Source organism: Bartonella sp. CM31XJBT, from assembly GCF_028618555.1.
Classification (GTDB): domain Bacteria; phylum Pseudomonadota; class Alphaproteobacteria; order Rhizobiales; family Rhizobiaceae; genus Bartonella.
The window spans coordinates 13,372-31,337 of the sequence record NZ_JAQITD010000011.1 but is presented as its reverse complement, the minus strand read 5'-3'; the positions used below and the strand labels follow the sequence as shown (position 1 = coordinate 31,337).

Genomic DNA, 17,966 nt, shown 5'->3' with positions numbered 1-17,966 from the left:
AGCTCCATAAAAAAGGAGAATATGATGGAATTTTTATATCATTATGGATATATCGCGCTTAAGCTGGCTGTAGGTCTTGTTGCCTTCTTATTTATTTTAAGAACGACGGGGCGGGGGAGTCTTAGTCAAATGACACCAGTTGATTTGGTCAGTAATTTTGTCATGGGAGGTATTATTGGAGGCGTTATTTATAATCAGAGTATTAGTAGCATTCAATTATTGCTTGTTTTACTCATCTGGCAAACCCTGATTACATCTTTTAATTTTATTGCACGTTATTCAGTTTTTTTTCGTCGTCTTATTGCAGGGCGGAATGTCACATTAGTTTTAGATGGAGTTTTCCAAATGGATAAGATTAAGAACTTGGGGATCAATATTAATGATCTCATTACGATGTTACGTCTTAAAGGGTGTCACTTACATGAAGCTGCTTTTGTTCGTTTGGAAACCAATGGTGATTGCACTGTCATTAAAAAGGAAGAGGGAAAGAAATCGACGATTTTAATAGAAAATGGTGAAGTTATTGATGATGGACTTAAAGAGATTGGTAAAACAAAAAAGTGGCTTCAGGCAGAATTGAAAAAAAAACATGTAAAAGTTGAAAGTTTATTCGCAGCAGAGTGGTATGAAAATACAGATCAAAATAATAAATTGTATAGTGGATTATTTCTTGTTCCTTTTTCAAAAACAGTCTAACTTCAAAAAACGGGTAGGTATAGCTTATTGGAAGTATAATAAAGAGATAAATCTATAAATAACCACAGAGGGTATTTTGCCTGTTTGTGCGGATGATAGAGAAGTAAGGACTTTATGAAACGCAATGAAATGACAAAAACTGTATCATCAGATACAGGGAAGACTCTGCACACACTTTACAATTTATGGCCCTATATGTGGCCGGTAGGTCGGCGTGATCTAAAAATGCGTGTGCTATGGGCAATATTTTATCTTGTTTTGGCTAAGCTCGTTCTCATATCTGTACCGTATTTATTTAAATATTCTACGAATGTGCTTGATTCAAGCTTTCAGCTACCTGAATGGTTCCCATCCAGTTGGATTATTCCCATCATGCTCGTTTTGGCATACAATGTCGCGCGTATTATGCAGGCTGGATTAAATCAATTACGCGATTCCCTGTTTGCCACTGTTGGTCAATACGCTGTTCGTCAATTAGCTTATAAAACCTTTGTACATATGCATGAGTTATCCTTGCGATTTCATTTGGAACGCCGAACAGGTGGGCTTTCTCGTGTGATTGAGCGTGGAACAAAAGGAATTGAAGCGATTGTAAGATTTTCAATTCTTAGTACAGTACCGACAGTTTTAGAATTTATATTAACGGCACTGGTATTTTACATAAGTTATGGGTGGCATTATCTTCTCATCGTTGTTGCAACGGTTGGATTATATATCTTATTTACCATTAAGGCGAGTGATTGGCGTATTCGCATTCGACAAAAAATGAATACAGCGGATACTGAGGCGAATACTCGCGCTGTTGATTCTCTTTTGAATTTTGAAACGGTCAAATATTTTGGTAATGAAACTCTAGAAGCCGATCGATTTGATGCTTCTATGGTAGGTTATGAAAAAGCCGCAACGAAGATTTGGACATCGTTAAGCTGGCTTAATTTTGGTCAGACTCTTATCTTTGGTATTGGAATGACGATCATGATGCTGATGTCAGCTTATGAAGTTTTTTATAAGACACAAACTTTAGGAGATTTTGTTTTTATTAATGCGCTTTTAATGCAACTTTCTATTCCACTAAATTTTATTGGGTCAATGTATCGTGATATTCGACAAGGTTTAACGGATATTGAAGCAATGTTTGATCTTTTAGATGTTCAGAAGGAGATCGTTGATAAATCGGATGCTAAACCGTTAGAGATAAGCGATGGGACCATTTGTTTTCATCAGGTAAAGTTTTCCTACGATTCGAGACGTCAGATTCTCAGAGATATTGATTTTAAAGTTCCGGGAGGAAAAACAGTCGCCATTGTTGGTCCATCTGGTGCCGGTAAATCCACTATTTCTCGGTTGCTTTTTCGGTTTTATGATGTTGATGCGGGCTCTATCACAATTGACGGGCAGGATATTCGTGACGTAACACAAAAGAGTTTGCGTGAAGCGATTGGCATGGTCCCACAAGATACGGTGTTATTTAATGATACAATTGCCTATAATATTTGCTATGGGCGTCCAAGTGCTACAGATGAAGAGATGCGCAAAGCTGCTGAAATGGCACAAATATCAAAATTTATTGAAATTTTACCGGAAGGTTTTCAGTCTATGGTAGGAGAGCGAGGTCTCAAATTATCAGGTGGTGAAAAACAACGCGTGGCTATTGCCCGGACACTTTTAAAAGCTCCCCCACTTCTTATTCTAGATGAAGCAACGGCGGCTCTTGATACGGCGACGGAACAGGAAATTCAACAAGCATTAGATATTGTAAGCCGTGGACGTACAACATTGATTATTGCTCACCGTCTTTCTACTGTTATCAATGCTGATGAAATTTTAGTTCTTAAAAGTGGTCGTATTATTGAAAATGGGACGCATACAGAGCTTTTACGCAAGAAAGGTCTCTATGCTTCAATGTGGAATAAGCAGCTTGAAGCAACGAAAGCTGAAGAAAAGTTACGTAAAATGCGTGAAGAAGATGAGATGAGTGTTGTTAATCGTAAAAAATAAATAGAGCAAAATGTAATCTATATCTTTATATGGAGTGATTGATTAAATACATAAAAAGACACAAGAGGAACAAAAAGATTTGTTGCTTGTTTAAGTTTACGATGAATAGGAAATTATATGAGTATTCTGCAATCTTTCCATAATAGCTTTGTATCGGTTCATAAAGAAGGCTATCCTTTTATTGTAGCGTTTTTTGTTATTTCGCTCATTCTTGGTTGGATATGGAGTCCGTTGTTTTGGTTTGGTCTCATTCTCACGGTGTGGTGTGTATACTTTTTCCGTGATCCAGATCGTGTGATCCCTTTGAATTCAAATTGGGTTATGTCGCCTGCAGATGGGCGTATTTCATTTGTGGAATCATGTGTTCCACCTGAAGAATTAGGATTAGGGAAAGATGAAATGATCCGTATTTCCATTTTTATGGATGTTTTTTCATGCCATATTAATCGTATTCCTATCAGTGGTACAGTAGAGTCTATCGTTTATCAGCCAGGTCGATTTACTAATGCTGACTTTGATAAAGCTAGTCAGTTTAATGAGCGTAATGGGATGGTAATTGATAGCAAACATGGTAAAATCGGTATCGTACAAATAGCGGGAATGGTTGCACGCCGGATTGTTTGCTGGTCAAAAGAAAATGATGCCGTTATGACTGGTGAGCGATTTGGATTGATTCGTTTTGGTTCTCGCCTTGATATTTATATACCAACTGAAATGAAAGTGCGTGTTGCAGTTGGACAGACAGCAATTGCTGGAGAAACAGTTTTGGGTTCTTTTGATGATAAGAGTGCCACAACGGATTTCAGATACGATTAGGACTCACAATGAAAAATTTTTCGCCATTTTCTTCATTCAATCCTGAGGGGCAGCATGATGAAGGTGCAAATCGGCGGCGTTCACCTACATCGATGCGGTATGTCATTCCCAATATCATTACTATTTTAGCAATTTGTGCAGGGATGAGCAGTATTCGTTTGGCTTTTGAACATCGCTATGAAGCTGCTATTTTAATGGTGCTTTTGGCCGCAGTTTTAGATGGTGCTGATGGTCGCATTGCCCGTTTAATAGATGGTAGTTCATCTTTTGGGGCACAGATGGATTCTCTTGCTGATGTTATAAATTTTGGTGTTACCCCTGCACTCATTGTTTATTCTTTTATCTTGAATCAAGCAAATCACATTGGTTGGGTTGCTGCTCTTGTTTATTGTGTTGCTTGTTGTTTGCGATTAGCACGTTTTAATGTGATGTTAGATAACCCCAATATACCTAAGTGGCAGAAAAGTTATTTTGTTGGTGTTCCAGCACCAGCAGGAGCATTACTCCTTTTATTGCCTACCTATTTAGGCACTCTTGGTTTGGTTCCCAATTGGGGGTGGGCATTATTTTTTAGTCTTTATACTGTAATTATTGCTTTTCTTTTGATTAGTCGTTTACCGGTATGGAATGCAAAAACAATTGATCAAAATTTAAGGCGCGATATCGTTATACCGTGCATGTTGGTCATTGTTATTTATGTCGGTTTTCTTGCGACTTACACATGGGAAACTTTATTGATTACAGCTGTTAGCTATATGATTTTTCTCCCCTGTAGTTTTATCGCTTATAATAAACGTGCTACTTTAGAAGAGAAAAAGGCTGATGCTAAAGCTATCCAAGAATCATAAAGTGCTTCATGCTTCTGTCGAAGAGCACAGAAAAAAGAGAGAGTCAAACGATTTACTTCTCATATGATGATCAATCAGGTATGTGATAATTTACAAACCGATTTTTATGGACATTAAAGAGTTTTCCAGTTTCCTTTAAATCAGGTGATAACAAATGTACGATCTTTTTTGCGACCTCTTGTGGTGAAGGCAGAGTTTGTGGATCTTCACCGGGCATAGCTTCAGCGCGCATGGCAGTGCGTGTGGCACCAGGGTTGACACAATTAATCTTAATAGGGGTTTGTTTGAGTTCTTCTGCCCAACAGCGGGCAATCACCTCTAAAGCCGCTTTAGAGGCTGCATAAGCTCCCCAGAAAGGGCGCGCAGCATGCGCAACGCTTGAGGATAACAGGATGGCTCGTCCAGCATCAGATTCACGTAATAAAGGCTCAACGGCTTTCATTAAGCGCCATTGGCTGAAAAGATTTATTTGAAAAACATCTTCAAATACCGTGTTTTCTATATGCGCTATTGGTGAGAGTGTTCCAAGAATTCCTGCGTTTGCAACGATAATATCAAGTTTTTTCCAGCGTTTGGCAATTGAGATAGCAAGAGTATCGATGTTTTCCATATGATGCAAGTCAAGGGGAACAAGGGTTGCATGAGCTCCTTTTTCTCGGATTTGGTTATCTAATTCAGTAAGTCCACTGACTGTTCGTGCAAGAGCAATAATATGAGCCCCGCGTGCAGCAAGCTCGAGTGCCAAATAATAGCCAATCCCTCTTGATGCGCCAGTAACAAGTGCCACACGCCCATGGAGACTAAAATCACATTTTGCCATCATTAATCTCTTGTTTTAAGAACAGATGATTGATGAATTTTGGAGAGATTTTCTTGATCAACCAGATGCGTAGGATAATATCCAGTAAAATAATGGTCAGTAAATTGTGGATCGGCGTTATTCCGTTTTTCCCCTGCTACAGCAAGATATAATCCATCCGTTGAAAGAAATTCTAATGAATCCGCTCCAATAAAATCACACATAGATTTTAAATCTGGATATTGATTTGCTAAAAGATTTTCAGCTTTAGGTGTATCAATACCATAAAAGTCAGGATAAAAAATCATAGGGCTAGAAATGCGCATATGAACTTCTTTTGCTCCTGCATCGCGAAGCATTCGTACAATTTTAAGGGATGTTGTTCCACGTACAATAGAGTCATCAACCAGAATAACACGTTTTCCTTCAATCACAGGACGGTTTGCCGAATGTTTTAACTTGACGCCAAAAGCACGAATTTGTTGTGTTGGTTCGATAAAAGTGCGGCCAACATAGTGATTACGAATAATACCAAGCTCGAAGGGAATTCCAATTTCTTGTGCATAGCCAATTGCGGCAGGCGTTCCTCCATCAGGAACAGGAACCACAACATCACCCTCACAAGGGGCTTCCTGTGCTAAATGGATTCCCATATTTTTGCGTGTTGTATAAACACTACGTCCTCCAACGATTGAGTCTGGGCGGGCAAAATAAACATATTCAAACAAGCAAAGTTTTTCTGGTTTTGTATTTTCTGGTTTTATAATTTTTTTCGTAATTTCCCCATTTTTTTGTATTTCACATATGATGATTTCTCCATTTTTAACATCACGGACATATTTTGCTCCAATAATATCAAGAGCACAAGTTTCAGAACAAAAGATAGGCTTACCATCAAGTTCCCCCATCACGAGAGGTCTAATTCCTGTTGGATCGCGTGCCGCAATAAGCTTTGTACGTGTGAGCGCTAACATAGCATACCCACCTTCTACTTGCCGAATCGCATCAACAAAACGATCAGAGGACGATTCATAACGTGAGCGGGCAATAAGATGGAGAAAAACTTCTGAATCTGACGTTGATTGACAGATAGCACCAGAAGCGATGAGTTCACGGCGTAATGTGAGACCATTGGTAAGATTACCATTATGTGCAATAGCAATACCTCCAACTTTCAATTCAGCAAAAAGGGGTTGAACATTGCGTAATGCCACTTCTCCAGTTGTTGAATAACGGGTATGTCCAATAGCACGATTTCCTGGTAAGCGCGCAAGTGTTGCAGGGTTTGTATAGTGATCACCAACAAGACCTAAATGCTTTTCTTGATGAAATATTTTATTATGGTAAGAAACAATCCCAGCTGCTTCTTGCCCACGATGCTGAAGTGCGTGGAGTCCAAGAGCTGTTAATGTTGCGGCATCTTCATGCCCAAGAATACCAAAAACTCCACATTCTTCATGAAGGGTATCATCATCTAATGAAAATTCTTGACAGAAAACATCGCTTTTTATCATCATATTCTTTCAGTTGTGATATGGAGGAATCATTAATATCACATTTTACATCATTTAGTTCTCTTTCCTCATGAAAAACTATTCTCTATTTTTTAAAATTATCTTTTCATGAGAGTGTTGCTCATACGTATGTTTATTGCTGTCTTTAAACAAATTTTCAGCCTTTTCGAGAACAGATCCAATATCTTTTGGGAGTATTTCCCAAACTTTTTGTCCCAATGAATCTAAAATGGGTCTTGTTTTTGCATTTTTTAACCAATTCGCTTGAAGCTCGGGTTTAATCAGTGCATTAATCAGCAACATACCGATGACCATGATAAGTAAACCACGAAGTGCTCCAAAAATAAAACCAATAGCACGGTCAAGGATACCAATTCGACTATCAATAATAAAATCAGAGATCTTCATTGTAATAATTGAAGTAATAATGAGAACAATAATAAAAATTGTGACCAATGTTGTGATCAATGCAATCATTTTATTAGAGAGATATTGTTCAAAGAAAGGTAAGACAGGTTTGAATAAAAACAGTGTCGTAACAGCTGCAACTGCCCAAGAAATCAACGATAACACTTCACGTGAAAATCCTCGAAGCATAGCAAGAAAAGCGGACAACAGGATGATTACTACGACAATTCCATCAAGGATTGTTATGATCATTTGTTTGTTCCTTATACATAAAGTTGCGTTCTTTTAAGTCTGTGTGCAAATATATTTTTTGTTATGCCATTTTTTGTTCTTATAGCAAGGATCTTTTGTATGTTATAGAGTTTTTTCTATATTATCATATCTGTGGTGCAGATCATTTTTTACTTACGGTAAGAGTAGCAACGAGTTCGGGAAGGTCGGAGAAAGTTTTTTGTTTAAAGTTGAGCGACTTCATCATTTCGGTTGTTGTTGTGGGATGAAAGGCTCCTTGAAAGCCGAGTTTTTTGGCTTCATTTATGCGCTGTGCTGAATGTGCAACAGCGCGGGTAGCTCCTGAAAGACTGACTTCACCAAAATAGACATAATCCGTTGGCAATGCGATATTGGCAAGAGAAGATACCAAAGCAGCGGCTACAGCTAAATCAGCAGCGGGTTCTGATATGCGATAGCCACCTGCCACGTTCAGATAGACATCATGCTGTCCAAAACGAATGCCACAATGGGCTTCTAAAACGGCAAGAATCATAGAAAGACGATTTCCATCCCATCCGACAACCGCACGTCTTGGTGTCCCAAGGGAAGAAGGAGCAACAAGCGCTTGAATTTCTACGAGTATCGGGCGTGTTCCTTCCATACCGGCGAAAACAGCAGCGCCTGGGGCTTTTTCATTACGTTCTCCTAAAAACAATTCGGATGGATTTATCACTTCGCGTAATCCTTTATCAGACATTTCAAAGACACCAATTTCATCTGTTGGTCCGAAGCGATTTTTTACAGTTCTAAGAATGCGATAATGATGTCCTCCTTCACCCTCAAAATAGAGAACGCCATCAACCATATGTTCAACGACCCGAGGACCAGCAATTTGTCCATCTTTTGTAACATGCCCAACAAGAACAACGGCGGCTCCTGTTTTCTTGGCAAAGCGGATCATTGCCTGAGCACCGATACGTACTTGTGTGACAGTGCCAGGTGCTGAATCTGCTGTATCTGACCATAGGGTTTGAATCGAATCGATAATCACCATATCAAGGTTTTTATGTTCGCTTAAGGTTGCCAGAATATCTTCAACATTGGTTTCAGCAGCAATTTTCACCTCTGTATTGTTAGCTTCAAGCCTTTGTGCGCGCAGACAAATTTGCGCAATAGCCTCTTCACCTGAAACATAGATGACATTATATCCTTTACGTGATAAAGCAGCAGCTGTTTGTGTCAGCAATGTTGATTTACCAATACCCGGATCACCTCCAACAAGGAGTGCCGATCCACGGACAAAGCCCCCACCGGTAACACGATCAAGTTCCGCAATACCAGAATAAATACGTGGAGCATCTTGGATATCTCCAGAAAGAGATGTAAGGGCAACGATGCGTCCTTTACGCGTATTCTGCTTAGGACCACTTCCTATGCCGCCATTTATATTTTCTTCGATAAGGGAATTCCATTCTCCACAAGCACTACATTTTCCTGCCCAACGAGAATGAACAGTGCCACAATTTTGACAGATAAATTGAATACGATTACGTACCATGTTGATTTAACCAATTTGCTCTGGAAGATAATTGCTATCGGCAAGATCACTGAATCGTGTGAAATCAGATTGAAAGGCAAGGGGCACGATTCCTGTCGGCCCATGGCGCTGTTTTGCAATAATAACATCAGCTTTTCCAAAAGCTTTGTCCATTATTTCTTGCCATTTTGTATGTTCCAAGCTACCTAACTTTGGTTCTTCATTTTTGAGATAATATTCTTCGCGATAGACAAAAAGAACGATGTCTGCATCTTGCTCAATTGAACCAGATTCACGTAAATCTGAGAGCTGTGGACGTTTATCTGTTCTATTTTCTACTTGACGTGAAAGTTGAGAGAGAGCGATAATAGGAATATTCAATTCTTTCGCTAATGCTTTTAATCCTGTGGTAATTTCTGTGATCTCTTGGACACGATTTTCTGATGAGCGCTTTGAACTGCTTGTCATGAGTTGGATATAGTCAATAAACAAGATATCTAAACCATGTTGCCGCTTGAGACGCCGCGCACGAGCAGCTAATTGCGTAATTGATATTCCCCCAGTTTGATCAATATAAAGTGGTGCCTTTTGTAGTTGGTTCACCGCACGAATAATTTTTGAAAATTGTTCATCTGAAATATTACCACGCCGAATATCAGAAGAAGAGACTTCTGTTTGTTCAGAAATAATACGGGTTGCAAGCTGTTCGGATGACATCTCAAGTGAGAAGAATCCCACAATGCCGCCTTCATTTTCTTGGATATTGGCATTACGATTATAAGCATTAGCAATATTAAAGGCAATATTGGTAGCCAGTGAGGTTTTACCCATACCAGGGCGCCCCGCAAGGATAATTAAGTCAGATGCTTGTAATCCTCCCATTTTTTCATCAAGTGTTTTAATATGGGTGGCTATCCCTGATAATTGTGAAGAGCGCTTTTTCGCAGCACTTGCCATATCGATAGCTTTTTTAATAGCCTCATTAAAATTTTCAAATCCACCTCCATATTTCCCTTTTTCTGCTAGCTCAAATAACTGATTTTCAACAGTTTCAATTTGTTGGGTAGGCGTGAGTTCTACAGGAGCATCAAAGGCTGTATTGACAACTTGAGTTCCAAGGTTAATCAAAGACCGTCGGATAAAAAGATCGTAAATGACGCGTCCATAATCTTCAGCGTTAATAATAGTGACTGCCTCTGTGGCTAAGCGAACAACATATTGGTATACAGTAATATCTCCAATTTTTTCTTCCATTTGGATATAGGGCTTGATTGTAACTGGATCTACACGTTTTCCTGTTTTAATAAGGTGAGATAAAACATGATAAATTTTTTGATGCAATGGTTCAAAAAAATGTTCTGGTTTTAGAAAATCTGAAACGCGGTCAAGAGAATCATTGTTGATAAAGATGGCACCAAGCAATGCCTGTTCAGCTTCAATATTATGCGGAAGTTGCCGAAAAGAAGGAGAATCCTCTTTCTTTGAAGAGCTGACATTAACAACGTTAGTTTCTTCCATAATATTTTTCCACTAAAATTCTAAGTCTAGCTACTTTAGGCGATAAATTGAAAATCGTATAATTAAAAGAATAGAGCGACAAATCTTCATTTTAAGTTAAAATTATATAATTTTTTAAAACTCTCTTTTCGTTTCTCATTTATCATTTGTGTATTATTTATATAACGTCTATCTATTTTATTTTATAATATGTGATTTTAAAGTGGAAGTTTTGCTACTCTAAATTTAAGTATTTTTAAGTTACTTAACCTTAAAATTCCAATATCTGTGTAAGTAGAATTATTTTTTTATAACTGAAATTATTTCAGATCATGTGAGGATATAATCAACTTAACGCTCATACAAACTTTAGCCTTAAGGGTAGGACTTTAAATTATTTTTGCTTTATATGCTGGAAAACAAAAGACATTTCCTCTTAGTGATATTATCATTCTCGGCATATAATGCCTTTAAATAATATATTTCTAATTCTTTCATAAAAATTAGATTATTTATGTACGATAGCCATAAAATACTCACTTTTAAAGTGTGAGTATTTTATGAACAATATTTAAAATGGAATAAAAAATATAAAACACAAAGAAAAAATAGCAATTAAGCTTCTTGATGAGAACTGTTTATATCGTTGTCATTAATTTCTTCTGCCAATAATTCTTCCTGACTTTCTTCTAATAATTCTTCTTGAATATTATATATTTCTTTAGCCGAAGTGAGAGTTTCACCTTCTGCTTGGCGTTGTGCTTCACTGGTAGAACGCGCAACGTTAATAATCACAGAAATTTGAACCTCTGGATGTAAGCTAAGAGTGATAGTGTGAAGACCGATCATTTTTATTGGATGATTAAGTTCGATTTGATTTCTTCCAATAGAAAAGCCTTCATCTGTTATGATTTCAGCAATATCACGTGTTGACACAGAACCATAAAGTTGTCCCGTTTCACCAGCAGAACGAACAACAATGAATGATTGTCCATCAAGTTTTTCAGCAATTTTTTGCGCTTCGCTTTTGCGTTCAAGATTACGTGCTTCAAGTTGTGCACGTTGTACCTCAAAATGTTTTTTATTAGCTTCATTTGCGCGTAAAGCTTTACCTTGAGGTAAGAGAAAATTACGCGCATAACCATCTTTAACTGAGACAATATCACCCATCTGACCAAGACGAGGAATGCGCTCAAGTAAAATAATATCCATAGTTTTTCCTTTCGAACAAATAAATTTAGTGGAGTTTTTTGCGTGATTGAAAATTGTATTGAATAGCAGCCCAAATTCCCATCAAAAGCATCATGAAAACAATAGGTGGAGTAAAAACGATTGTAAAAATAGCAATATAAACAAGAGAAAGTATAATAATTCGACCGTTTACCCCTTTTGTAATATTGTGAAGATATGCTAGACCGCTAATTAATATGATGACAATGTATGCAGTGCTAAAGATACGGGTACTCAAGTTAAGAGAAGCGCTCAGCTCAATCATCGATGCTATGCAAACAATAATGAAAATAATAATTCCAGAAATGGGAAGGCGGAGAGTTTGGCTCCAATCATCACGGGGTCTTTTCAGCCATTTCATATGTTGTGCTGCTATCATGGAAAAGTAAAGGTTACCAATGAGAAAAACCAAACTATAAACAGTCAAAGAAAAAGCAGTAAAAGTTGCTGTATGCGTCATTAAAAGCTCACTAAAAGCGCGTATATCGGCTTCTTTTATTGACTGTGATTGTTGCAGAGTTTGTGCTATGTTTTCGGTGATTTTTTTTGCAATGACGGGTGTGGATGGACGGGTTTGAACATAGAGCCCAATGAAAGTTGCTATAAGAGCGATAAAATTAGTTAAATGAAAAATAACCGATGATAATGGATACCATATCAGTTCGTTTTCTTTTTGCGCTGGTCGTGCAAGCCCAAGAAGCCAAGAAGCATAGACAGCAGGAAGGAAAAATAAGAACATAGAGCCAAGAGCAATATAGGTATTAGTGGTTATGATAAGAACAACAGTGGCACTTATGAGGGCGATGAGACTGGCTAATGTTCCTTGACCGAACGCAACAATAAAAATTGGCAATGAAAGAAAGCATCCAAGAAGAAGAGAAAAAAAGGGCGCGATATTTGCAACACTGATGATTGCCATTCCTATCACAACAGCAAATAATCCTGCCAAAATACCGGTTAATATCTCATAAGTACGATTTTTTTTCATTTATTGCTGTCCTGCTTTCTGCAGTTAGAGGCGTGTCAATACCCCAACTTTGACATTTAATAGCTTAACATAGGATACAACAAGCTATTTTTAACCATATAAGAAAAGCAACTGGAGAAACTCTCCAGTTGCATAACATATTGATCGCTTACTTTATAACGTACGGAAGTAAACCTAAAAAGCGAGCACGTTTGATAGCATTAGCTAATTCACGCTGTTTTTTCTGACTAACAGCAGTAATCCGTGAAGGAACAATTTTCCCACGTTCGGAAATATAACGTTGTAACAACTTGATGTCTTTATAATCAATTTTGGGAGCATTGGTCCCTGAAAAAGGACATGTTTTACGACGACGATGAAAGGGGCGACGTGCAGAGTTTTGATTAGTATCAGTCATCATTCTACCTCTTCTATAGCATTTTCACGTTGACGACGTGGAAAACGAGGACGCTCTTCATCGTGTCCAATGTGACTATTGCGATCAAGGTGTGAGAGCATAGCAGATTTTTCTTTTTCGTGTTTTTCTACGCGAATGGTCATATAACGCAAAATATCCTCATTGATGCGCATCTGACGCTCCACTTCAGCAATTGCTGAAGCTGGTGCATCAATATTGACCAAGACATAATAAGCTTTACGGTTTTTACGAATACGGTAAGCAAGAGGACGAAGTCCCCAATTTTCTATACGCCCAACTTTTCCACCATGCGCTTCAATGACACCTTTGTAGAGACTCAAAAGTTCATCAACTTGCTGCGGTGCGATGTCTTGTCGGGCAAGGAACATATGTTCATAAAGAGCCATTGTTTTGCCTTTCTTCAATTAAATTTCACCGGCTTTAGCGCAAAGCCTCTGCGACTTGTCTTTTTTGGAATCCAAAGAAGAAAGGACGCGTTTACAATTCGAGACATCTCAGAGCGGAGACACGGGAGGCCGGAAACATTGTATTTCCTACTGATATTTTACAGCCCTCCGTTCAACCTCCAGCTAAAGTGCCGGCAACGAACATTTCACATTTACAGGTTATCTTTTAAAATAGCAAGTTTATGCACATAAAAAAATTGATTTGTTAAATCTTGATATATTTCCTTCTTCTACAAAAAGATAATACTGTAATATAAAGGTAAAGGAGGGAAAAATGGACTTTTTAAACCAGATTGATGTTACACTCTTTGAAATGTTTGTCGGCAATCATCACGCTTGGTCGATTGTAGTTTTGTTTAGTATTTTTTGTGCAAAGTTTTTAATTTATATTATTCCTCTCCATCTCTGTGCGTTGTGGTTTTGTGGTGGGGAGAGGGAACGATGTGTCGTGCTAAGCATTTGCATGAGTATTTGTGCGGCTCTTTTCATAGGTTATCTCATTTCTCTTTTTTATTTTCATCCTCGCCCATTCGTGGTAGGGCTGACGACACCGCTTATTCAACATCGTGCGACAGCTTCTTTTCCTAGTAATCATGCCTTGACCATTGCATCTTATGCAGCTAACTTTTATTTTTACCGATACAAAGTTGCTTTTAAATTTGCTTCGGTATTTTTGTGTTTGATCTGTTGGGCGCGCATCTTTGTGGGTGTACATTATCCCTTTGATATTTTAGCAGGTGCAATTTTAGGAAGTCTCATAAGTTTGGGTGTTATTCAGTTTATAGCACCCTATTTCCCTAAGTTTTTATATCAAATTCCGCCCTTAAAATATAATTTTAAGTGTGGTATTCGTTTTAAATAAAGGGCTTTATCTTGATTTGTGCGGATGAATAAGGTCAAAAGAAAATAATTTAATTGTACAGTTTTAGGAGTTGATAAATGGGTGCAGCTTTTATTTTTCCAGGGCAGGGGAGTCAACTTGTTGGTATGGGGAAGGCGCTTACAGAGCAATTTATTGCCGCACGGATGGTTTTCGAGGAAGTTGATGATGCTTTGGGCGAGAAATTATCAAAGATCATTTTTGAAGGACCAGCAGATGTTTTAACGTTAACAGCAAATGCACAACCGGCATTAATGGCTGTATCTATGGCTGTCATTCGTGTGATGAAACAATTAGGGCTTCGTATAGAAGAAAAGGTAAGATTTGTTGCTGGTCATTCTTTAGGCGAATACTCGGCTCTTTGTGCTGCTGGTACATTTACTCTCACAGATACGGCAAGACTTTTGCGTATTCGTGGCAATGCTATGCAGGCTGCTGTCGCGGTTGGTGAAGGTTCTATGGCAGCATTAATTGGTTTAGAAGAGCACATTGTGGAAGAAATTTGCGAAACTGTTTCTGGAGAAGGATTATGTCAGATTGCTAATGATAATGGTGGTGGGCAAATTGTTATTTCCGGTAAAGCAAAAGCAGTTGAGGCAGCGGTAGAGATTGCATCAACAAAAGGTGCAAAACGTGCACTTCTTCTTCCTGTTTCTGCACCTTTTCATTCATCTTTAATGCAACCTGCTGCTGATGCCATGAAGAAAGCACTTTTGACTGTTAACAAAATGTCCCCTATTGTTCCTTTGATTGCCAATGTTTCTGTTGCACCTGAGAGCAATCCAGAGCGTATTACTACTCTTCTTGTCCAACAAGTGACTGGGAGGGTGCGATGGCGTGAAACAATAGAATGGATCGCTGCTAATGGAGTTGATACGCTTTTTGAAGTTGGTTCTGGAAAAGTATTAACAGGTTTAACGCGTCGTATTAACAAAGATATAAAGGGGGTAACCATTGGAACAGTTGATGAAATAGAATCAGCGCTAGGTATGCTCGGCGTTTAATCTATAAGGAGTTAAAAGATGTTTAGATTAACAGGACGTAAAGCTCTTGTAACGGGGGCTTCGGGAGGAATTGGTGAGGCAATTGCACGCTGCTTTCATGCACAAGGAGCCATTGTTGGACTTCATGGAACACGCGAAGAAAAGCTTAGAGAAGTGGCGGCAGAATTAGGGCAGAATGTTTTTGTATTTCCCGCTAATCTTTCTGAACGCCAATCGATTAAACAATTGGCTGAAGTTGCAGAAAGAGAAATGGATGGCGTCGATATTTTGGTTAACAATGCGGGAATCACTAGGGATGGTCTTTTTGTGCGTATGCAAGATAAAGACTGGGATGATGTTTTAGAAGTTAACCTAACAGCTGCTTCTCTTTTGACGCGTGAATTAATACATTCTATGATGCGCCGCCGTTATGGAAGGATTATTAACATTACATCTGTTGTTGGTGTTGTGGGAAACCCTGGACAAACGAATTATTGTGCTGCAAAAGCAGGCTTGATAGGTTTTTCTAAAGCATTGGCACAAGAAATTGCTTCGCGAAACATCACTGTCAATTGTATTGCTCCAGGATTTATTAAATCCGCAATGACAGACAAGCTTAATGAAAAGCAAAAAGAAGCCATTATGGCTGCGATTCCGATGAAGCGTATGGGAAGTGGGCAAGAAATAGCCGCTGCTGCTGTTTATTTAGCAAGCGATGAAGCAGCCTATACGACAGGTCAAACACTCCATATCAATGGTGGAATGGCAATGATTTGAGTATTTATTTTATTCCACATTGATTTATGAGTTGTATTATTTTAGATAGTAACGATTGAAATGGATAGATGCATCTATTTCTTTAATATGGTCGTTGATCAATTGATGTCGGAATGTCAGATTGGTTCATTTTGTAGGGGATATCCACAGGATGTTTTAAATCATTACTAAAATCTTTTAAAGTAATGCATCTATTGCTTGATTAGATGAACCGATATAGTTAACCAAATTATAGGAAAATATAAATTCGAGGATTTCAACATGAGTGATACAGTAGAGCGCGTTAAGAAAATTATCGTGGAACATCTTGGGGTTAATGCTGATAAAGTTGTAGAAAATGCAAGCTTTATCGATGATCTAGGGGCTGATAGCCTTGATACGGTTGAACTCGTTATGGCTTTTGAAGAAGAGTTTGGGGTAGAAATTCCAGATGAAGCTGCTGAAACGATTTTCACAGTTGGCGATGCAGTCAAGTTCATTGATAAAGCTTCTGCGTGATTACTAAAGGGCAAAGGCATGAATTGCTTTTGCCTATATTCTTCGGAGCTCTTTTGAAAAGAGAGCTTTGAGAGGTGAAGTTTAGTTCAAGGTTAGAAGTTATGAGACGTGTTGTTGTTACTGGTTTAGGGTTGGTATCTCCATTAGCTGGTAATACTGAATATAGTTGGAAACGACTTCTTGAAGGAAGAAGTGGTGTCCGACGTATCACAGAGTTTGATGTGTCAGATTTGCCATGCCAGATTGCTGCGCGTATCCCCTTAGGGGATGGAGCAGAGGGGACTTATAATGCTGATTTGTATATGGAACCTAAAGAGCAACGTAAAGTTGATGCATTTATTGTTTATGCAATGGCTGCTGCTAACCAAGCGCTTGCAGATGCCGAATGGTTTCCTAAGAGTGATGAAGATCAGATTTGTACAGGTGTGTTAATTGGTTCGGGAATTGGGGGAGTTGAGGGTATTGTTGAAGCTGGTTATACGCTTCGTGATAAGGGCCCACGTCGTGTTTCTCCTTTTTTTATTCCAGGTCGTTTGATTAATCTTGCTTCTGGTTATGTGTCTATTCAATATGGTTTACGGGGGCCTAATCATTCTGTTGTAACGGCTTGTTCAACAGGGGCGCATGCGATTGGTGATGCGGCACGTTTGATTATGTTTGGTGATGCAGATGTCATGGTGGCAGGGGGGGCTGAATCTCCGATAAATCGGATATCTCTTGCAGGTTTTGCAGCTTGTAGAGCTCTTTCCACTTGTCGCAATGATGATCCTGAACGGGCGTCACGTCCTTATGATACTGATCGTGATGGTTTTGTGATGGGGGAAGGAGCAGCAGTTGTTGTTTTAGAAGAGCTGGAACATGCCAAAAAACGAGGAGCGCGTATTTATGCTGAGGTTATTGGTTATGGTTTATCTGGTGACGCTTACCACATTACAGCGCCTTCAGAAAGTGGTGAAGGGGCTCAGCGTAGTATGATAGCTGCTCTTAAGCGTGCACAAGTGAATGTGAGTGAACTTGATTATATTAATGCTCATGGTACATCTACGATGGCTGATTCCATAGAGCTAGCGGCTGTTGAGCGTGTTTTAGGGAGTTATGCACCACAAGTTTCTATGTCATCAACGAAATCATCTATCGGGCATTTACTTGGTGCAGCCGGTGCTGCTGAGGCTATTTTTTCTATTTTAGCTATACGGGATAATATAGCCCCAGCGACACTTAATCTTGACAATCCATCGATTGAAACGAAAATCGATCTTGTACCACACAAACCGCGTGAACGAAAGATTGATACGATTCTTTCTAATTCTTTTGGATTTGGTGGGACAAATGCATCGTTGGTGATGCGACGTTTTAGGGGATAATAAGTATTTTTATTTAATTTTTGCTTTTGAGTTTTCTATTTTATTATAAGGTGAAT

General features: G+C 38.7%; 18 protein-coding genes. 9 read left to right on the top strand and 9 right to left on the bottom strand.

Features of this window, described 5'->3' with window-relative positions; all coding sequences use genetic code 11:
• The first annotated feature begins 24 nt into the window (after positions 1-24).
• The 4 genes from PVV63_RS06120 (at position 25) to pssA (ending at position 4,358) form a co-directional block, all read left to right on the top strand.
• Entirely contained in the window at positions 25-696 is a 672-nt protein-coding gene (locus PVV63_RS06120; protein ID WP_273791089.1) for a DUF421 domain-containing protein, read from the top strand.
• Positions 697-810: 114 nt separating this feature from the next.
• Positions 811-2,694 carry an ABC transporter ATP-binding protein/permease gene (locus PVV63_RS06115; RefSeq protein WP_273791088.1) on the top strand — a complete coding sequence of 628 codons (1,884 nt, stop codon included), beginning with the start codon at positions 811-813 and terminating at the stop codon, positions 2,692-2,694.
• Between the two features lie 117 nt (positions 2,695-2,811).
• Positions 2,812-3,510 (top strand): phosphatidylserine decarboxylase, encoded by a 699-nt coding sequence (locus tag PVV63_RS06110; RefSeq protein WP_273791087.1) that lies wholly within the window; start codon positions 2,812-2,814, stop codon positions 3,508-3,510.
• Between the two features lie 8 nt (positions 3,511-3,518).
• A complete protein-coding gene (gene pssA / locus PVV63_RS06105; RefSeq protein WP_273791086.1) occupies positions 3,519-4,358 on the top strand; it encodes a CDP-diacylglycerol--serine O-phosphatidyltransferase in 840 nt (279 codons plus the stop codon).
• A 70-nt stretch (positions 4,359-4,428) separates the two neighbouring features.
• On the opposite strand, the gene PVV63_RS06100 is transcribed toward pssA, so the two are convergent.
• The 9 genes from PVV63_RS06100 to rpsF all read right to left on the bottom strand — a co-directional run bounded on the left by PVV63_RS06100 (position 4,429) and on the right by rpsF (position 13,348).
• The gene (locus PVV63_RS06100; protein ID WP_273791085.1) at positions 4,429-5,178 is read right to left on the bottom strand and encodes an SDR family NAD(P)-dependent oxidoreductase; all 750 of its coding nucleotides are present in this window, start codon (positions 5,176-5,178) and stop codon (positions 4,429-4,431) included.
• Positions 5,179-5,180: 2 nt separating this feature from the next.
• The gene (gene purF / locus PVV63_RS06095; protein ID WP_375630765.1) at positions 5,181-6,674 is read right to left on the bottom strand and encodes an amidophosphoribosyltransferase; all 1,494 of its coding nucleotides are present in this window, start codon (positions 6,672-6,674) and stop codon (positions 5,181-5,183) included.
• Positions 6,675-6,749: 75 nt separating this feature from the next.
• Positions 6,750-7,331 carry a CvpA family protein gene (locus tag PVV63_RS06090; RefSeq protein ID WP_273791083.1) on the bottom strand — a complete coding sequence of 194 codons (582 nt, stop codon included), beginning with the start codon at positions 7,329-7,331 and terminating at the stop codon, positions 6,750-6,752.
• Between the two features lie 142 nt (positions 7,332-7,473).
• Positions 7,474-8,850 carry a DNA repair protein RadA gene (radA, locus tag PVV63_RS06085; protein ID WP_273791082.1) on the bottom strand — a complete coding sequence of 459 codons (1,377 nt, stop codon included), beginning with the start codon at positions 8,848-8,850 and terminating at the stop codon, positions 7,474-7,476.
• A gap of 6 nt (positions 8,851-8,856) precedes the next feature.
• Positions 8,857-10,347, bottom strand: a complete 1,491-nt coding sequence (locus PVV63_RS06080) for a replicative DNA helicase (protein ID WP_273791081.1) — start codon at positions 10,345-10,347, stop codon at positions 8,857-8,859.
• 594 nt (positions 10,348-10,941) lie between these two features.
• On the bottom strand, positions 10,942-11,538 hold the full coding sequence (gene rplI / locus PVV63_RS06075) for a 50S ribosomal protein L9 (protein ID WP_273791080.1): 597 nt from the start codon (positions 11,536-11,538) through the stop codon (positions 10,942-10,944).
• Positions 11,539-11,563: 25 nt separating this feature from the next.
• The gene (locus tag PVV63_RS06070; protein WP_273791079.1) at positions 11,564-12,544 is read right to left on the bottom strand and encodes a hypothetical protein; all 981 of its coding nucleotides are present in this window, start codon (positions 12,542-12,544) and stop codon (positions 11,564-11,566) included.
• Between the two features lie 148 nt (positions 12,545-12,692).
• A complete protein-coding gene (gene rpsR / locus PVV63_RS06065) occupies positions 12,693-12,941 on the bottom strand; it encodes a 30S ribosomal protein S18 (protein WP_012754957.1) in 249 nt (82 codons plus the stop codon).
• Positions 12,941-13,348, bottom strand: a complete 408-nt coding sequence (rpsF, locus tag PVV63_RS06060; protein ID WP_273791078.1) for a 30S ribosomal protein S6 — start codon at positions 13,346-13,348, stop codon at positions 12,941-12,943. Before rpsF ends, rpsR begins: the two co-directional genes overlap by 1 nt.
• A 334-nt stretch (positions 13,349-13,682) precedes the next feature.
• On the opposite strand from rpsF, the gene PVV63_RS06055 reads away from it, so the two are divergent.
• From PVV63_RS06055 to fabF, 5 genes are all read left to right on the top strand, one after another.
• Positions 13,683-14,270 carry an undecaprenyl-diphosphatase gene (locus tag PVV63_RS06055; RefSeq protein WP_273791077.1) on the top strand — a complete coding sequence of 196 codons (588 nt, stop codon included), beginning with the start codon at positions 13,683-13,685 and terminating at the stop codon, positions 14,268-14,270.
• A 77-nt stretch (positions 14,271-14,347) separates the two neighbouring features.
• Positions 14,348-15,292, top strand: a complete 945-nt coding sequence (fabD, locus tag PVV63_RS06050) for an ACP S-malonyltransferase (RefSeq protein WP_273791076.1) — start codon at positions 14,348-14,350, stop codon at positions 15,290-15,292.
• Between the two features lie 18 nt (positions 15,293-15,310).
• Positions 15,311-16,048: a 3-oxoacyl-[acyl-carrier-protein] reductase gene (gene fabG, locus PVV63_RS06045; protein WP_273791075.1), complete on the top strand. Its 738-nt coding sequence runs from the start codon at positions 15,311-15,313 to the stop codon at positions 16,046-16,048.
• Between the two features lie 261 nt (positions 16,049-16,309).
• Positions 16,310-16,546, top strand: coding sequence for an acyl carrier protein (locus PVV63_RS06040; RefSeq protein ID WP_004860281.1), 237 nt, complete (start codon positions 16,310-16,312; stop codon positions 16,544-16,546).
• A 101-nt stretch (positions 16,547-16,647) separates the two neighbouring features.
• Positions 16,648-17,910, top strand: a complete 1,263-nt coding sequence (fabF, locus tag PVV63_RS06035; RefSeq protein WP_273791074.1) for a beta-ketoacyl-ACP synthase II — start codon at positions 16,648-16,650, stop codon at positions 17,908-17,910.
• The last annotated feature ends 56 nt before the right edge of the window (positions 17,911-17,966 follow it).

Coding starts and splice junctions, on each gene's coding strand:
- PVV63_RS06055 (WP_273791077.1), top strand. CDS start 13,683: ATGGACTTTTTAAACCAGATTGATGTTACACTCTTTGAAATGTTTGTC.
- PVV63_RS06040 (WP_004860281.1), top strand. CDS start 16,310: ATGAGTGATACAGTAGAGCGCGTTAAGAAAATTATCGTGGAACATCTT.
- PVV63_RS06120 (WP_273791089.1), top strand. CDS start 25: ATGGAATTTTTATATCATTATGGATATATCGCGCTTAAGCTGGCTGTA.
- fabG (WP_273791075.1), top strand. CDS start 15,311: ATGTTTAGATTAACAGGACGTAAAGCTCTTGTAACGGGGGCTTCGGGA.
- PVV63_RS06115 (WP_273791088.1), top strand. CDS start 811: ATGAAACGCAATGAAATGACAAAAACTGTATCATCAGATACAGGGAAG.
- rpsF (WP_273791078.1), bottom strand. CDS start 13,348: ATGGCTCTTTATGAACATATGTTCCTTGCCCGACAAGACATCGCACCG.
- rplI (WP_273791080.1), bottom strand. CDS start 11,538: ATGGATATTATTTTACTTGAGCGCATTCCTCGTCTTGGTCAGATGGGT.
- pssA (WP_273791086.1), top strand. CDS start 3,519: ATGAAAAATTTTTCGCCATTTTCTTCATTCAATCCTGAGGGGCAGCAT.
- radA (WP_273791082.1), bottom strand. CDS start 8,850: ATGGTACGTAATCGTATTCAATTTATCTGTCAAAATTGTGGCACTGTT.
- PVV63_RS06090 (WP_273791083.1), bottom strand. CDS start 7,331: ATGATCATAACAATCCTTGATGGAATTGTCGTAGTAATCATCCTGTTG.
- PVV63_RS06070 (WP_273791079.1), bottom strand. CDS start 12,544: ATGAAAAAAAATCGTACTTATGAGATATTAACCGGTATTTTGGCAGGA.
- rpsR (WP_012754957.1), bottom strand. CDS start 12,941: ATGACTGATACTAATCAAAACTCTGCACGTCGCCCCTTTCATCGTCGT.
- PVV63_RS06080 (WP_273791081.1), bottom strand. CDS start 10,347: ATGGAAGAAACTAACGTTGTTAATGTCAGCTCTTCAAAGAAAGAGGAT.
- PVV63_RS06110 (WP_273791087.1), top strand. CDS start 2,812: ATGAGTATTCTGCAATCTTTCCATAATAGCTTTGTATCGGTTCATAAA.
- purF (WP_375630765.1), bottom strand. CDS start 6,674: ATGATGATAAAAAGCGATGTTTTCTGTCAAGAATTTTCATTAGATGAT.
- PVV63_RS06100 (WP_273791085.1), bottom strand. CDS start 5,178: ATGGCAAAATGTGATTTTAGTCTCCATGGGCGTGTGGCACTTGTTACT.
- fabF (WP_273791074.1), top strand. CDS start 16,648: ATGAGACGTGTTGTTGTTACTGGTTTAGGGTTGGTATCTCCATTAGCT.
- fabD (WP_273791076.1), top strand. CDS start 14,348: ATGGGTGCAGCTTTTATTTTTCCAGGGCAGGGGAGTCAACTTGTTGGT.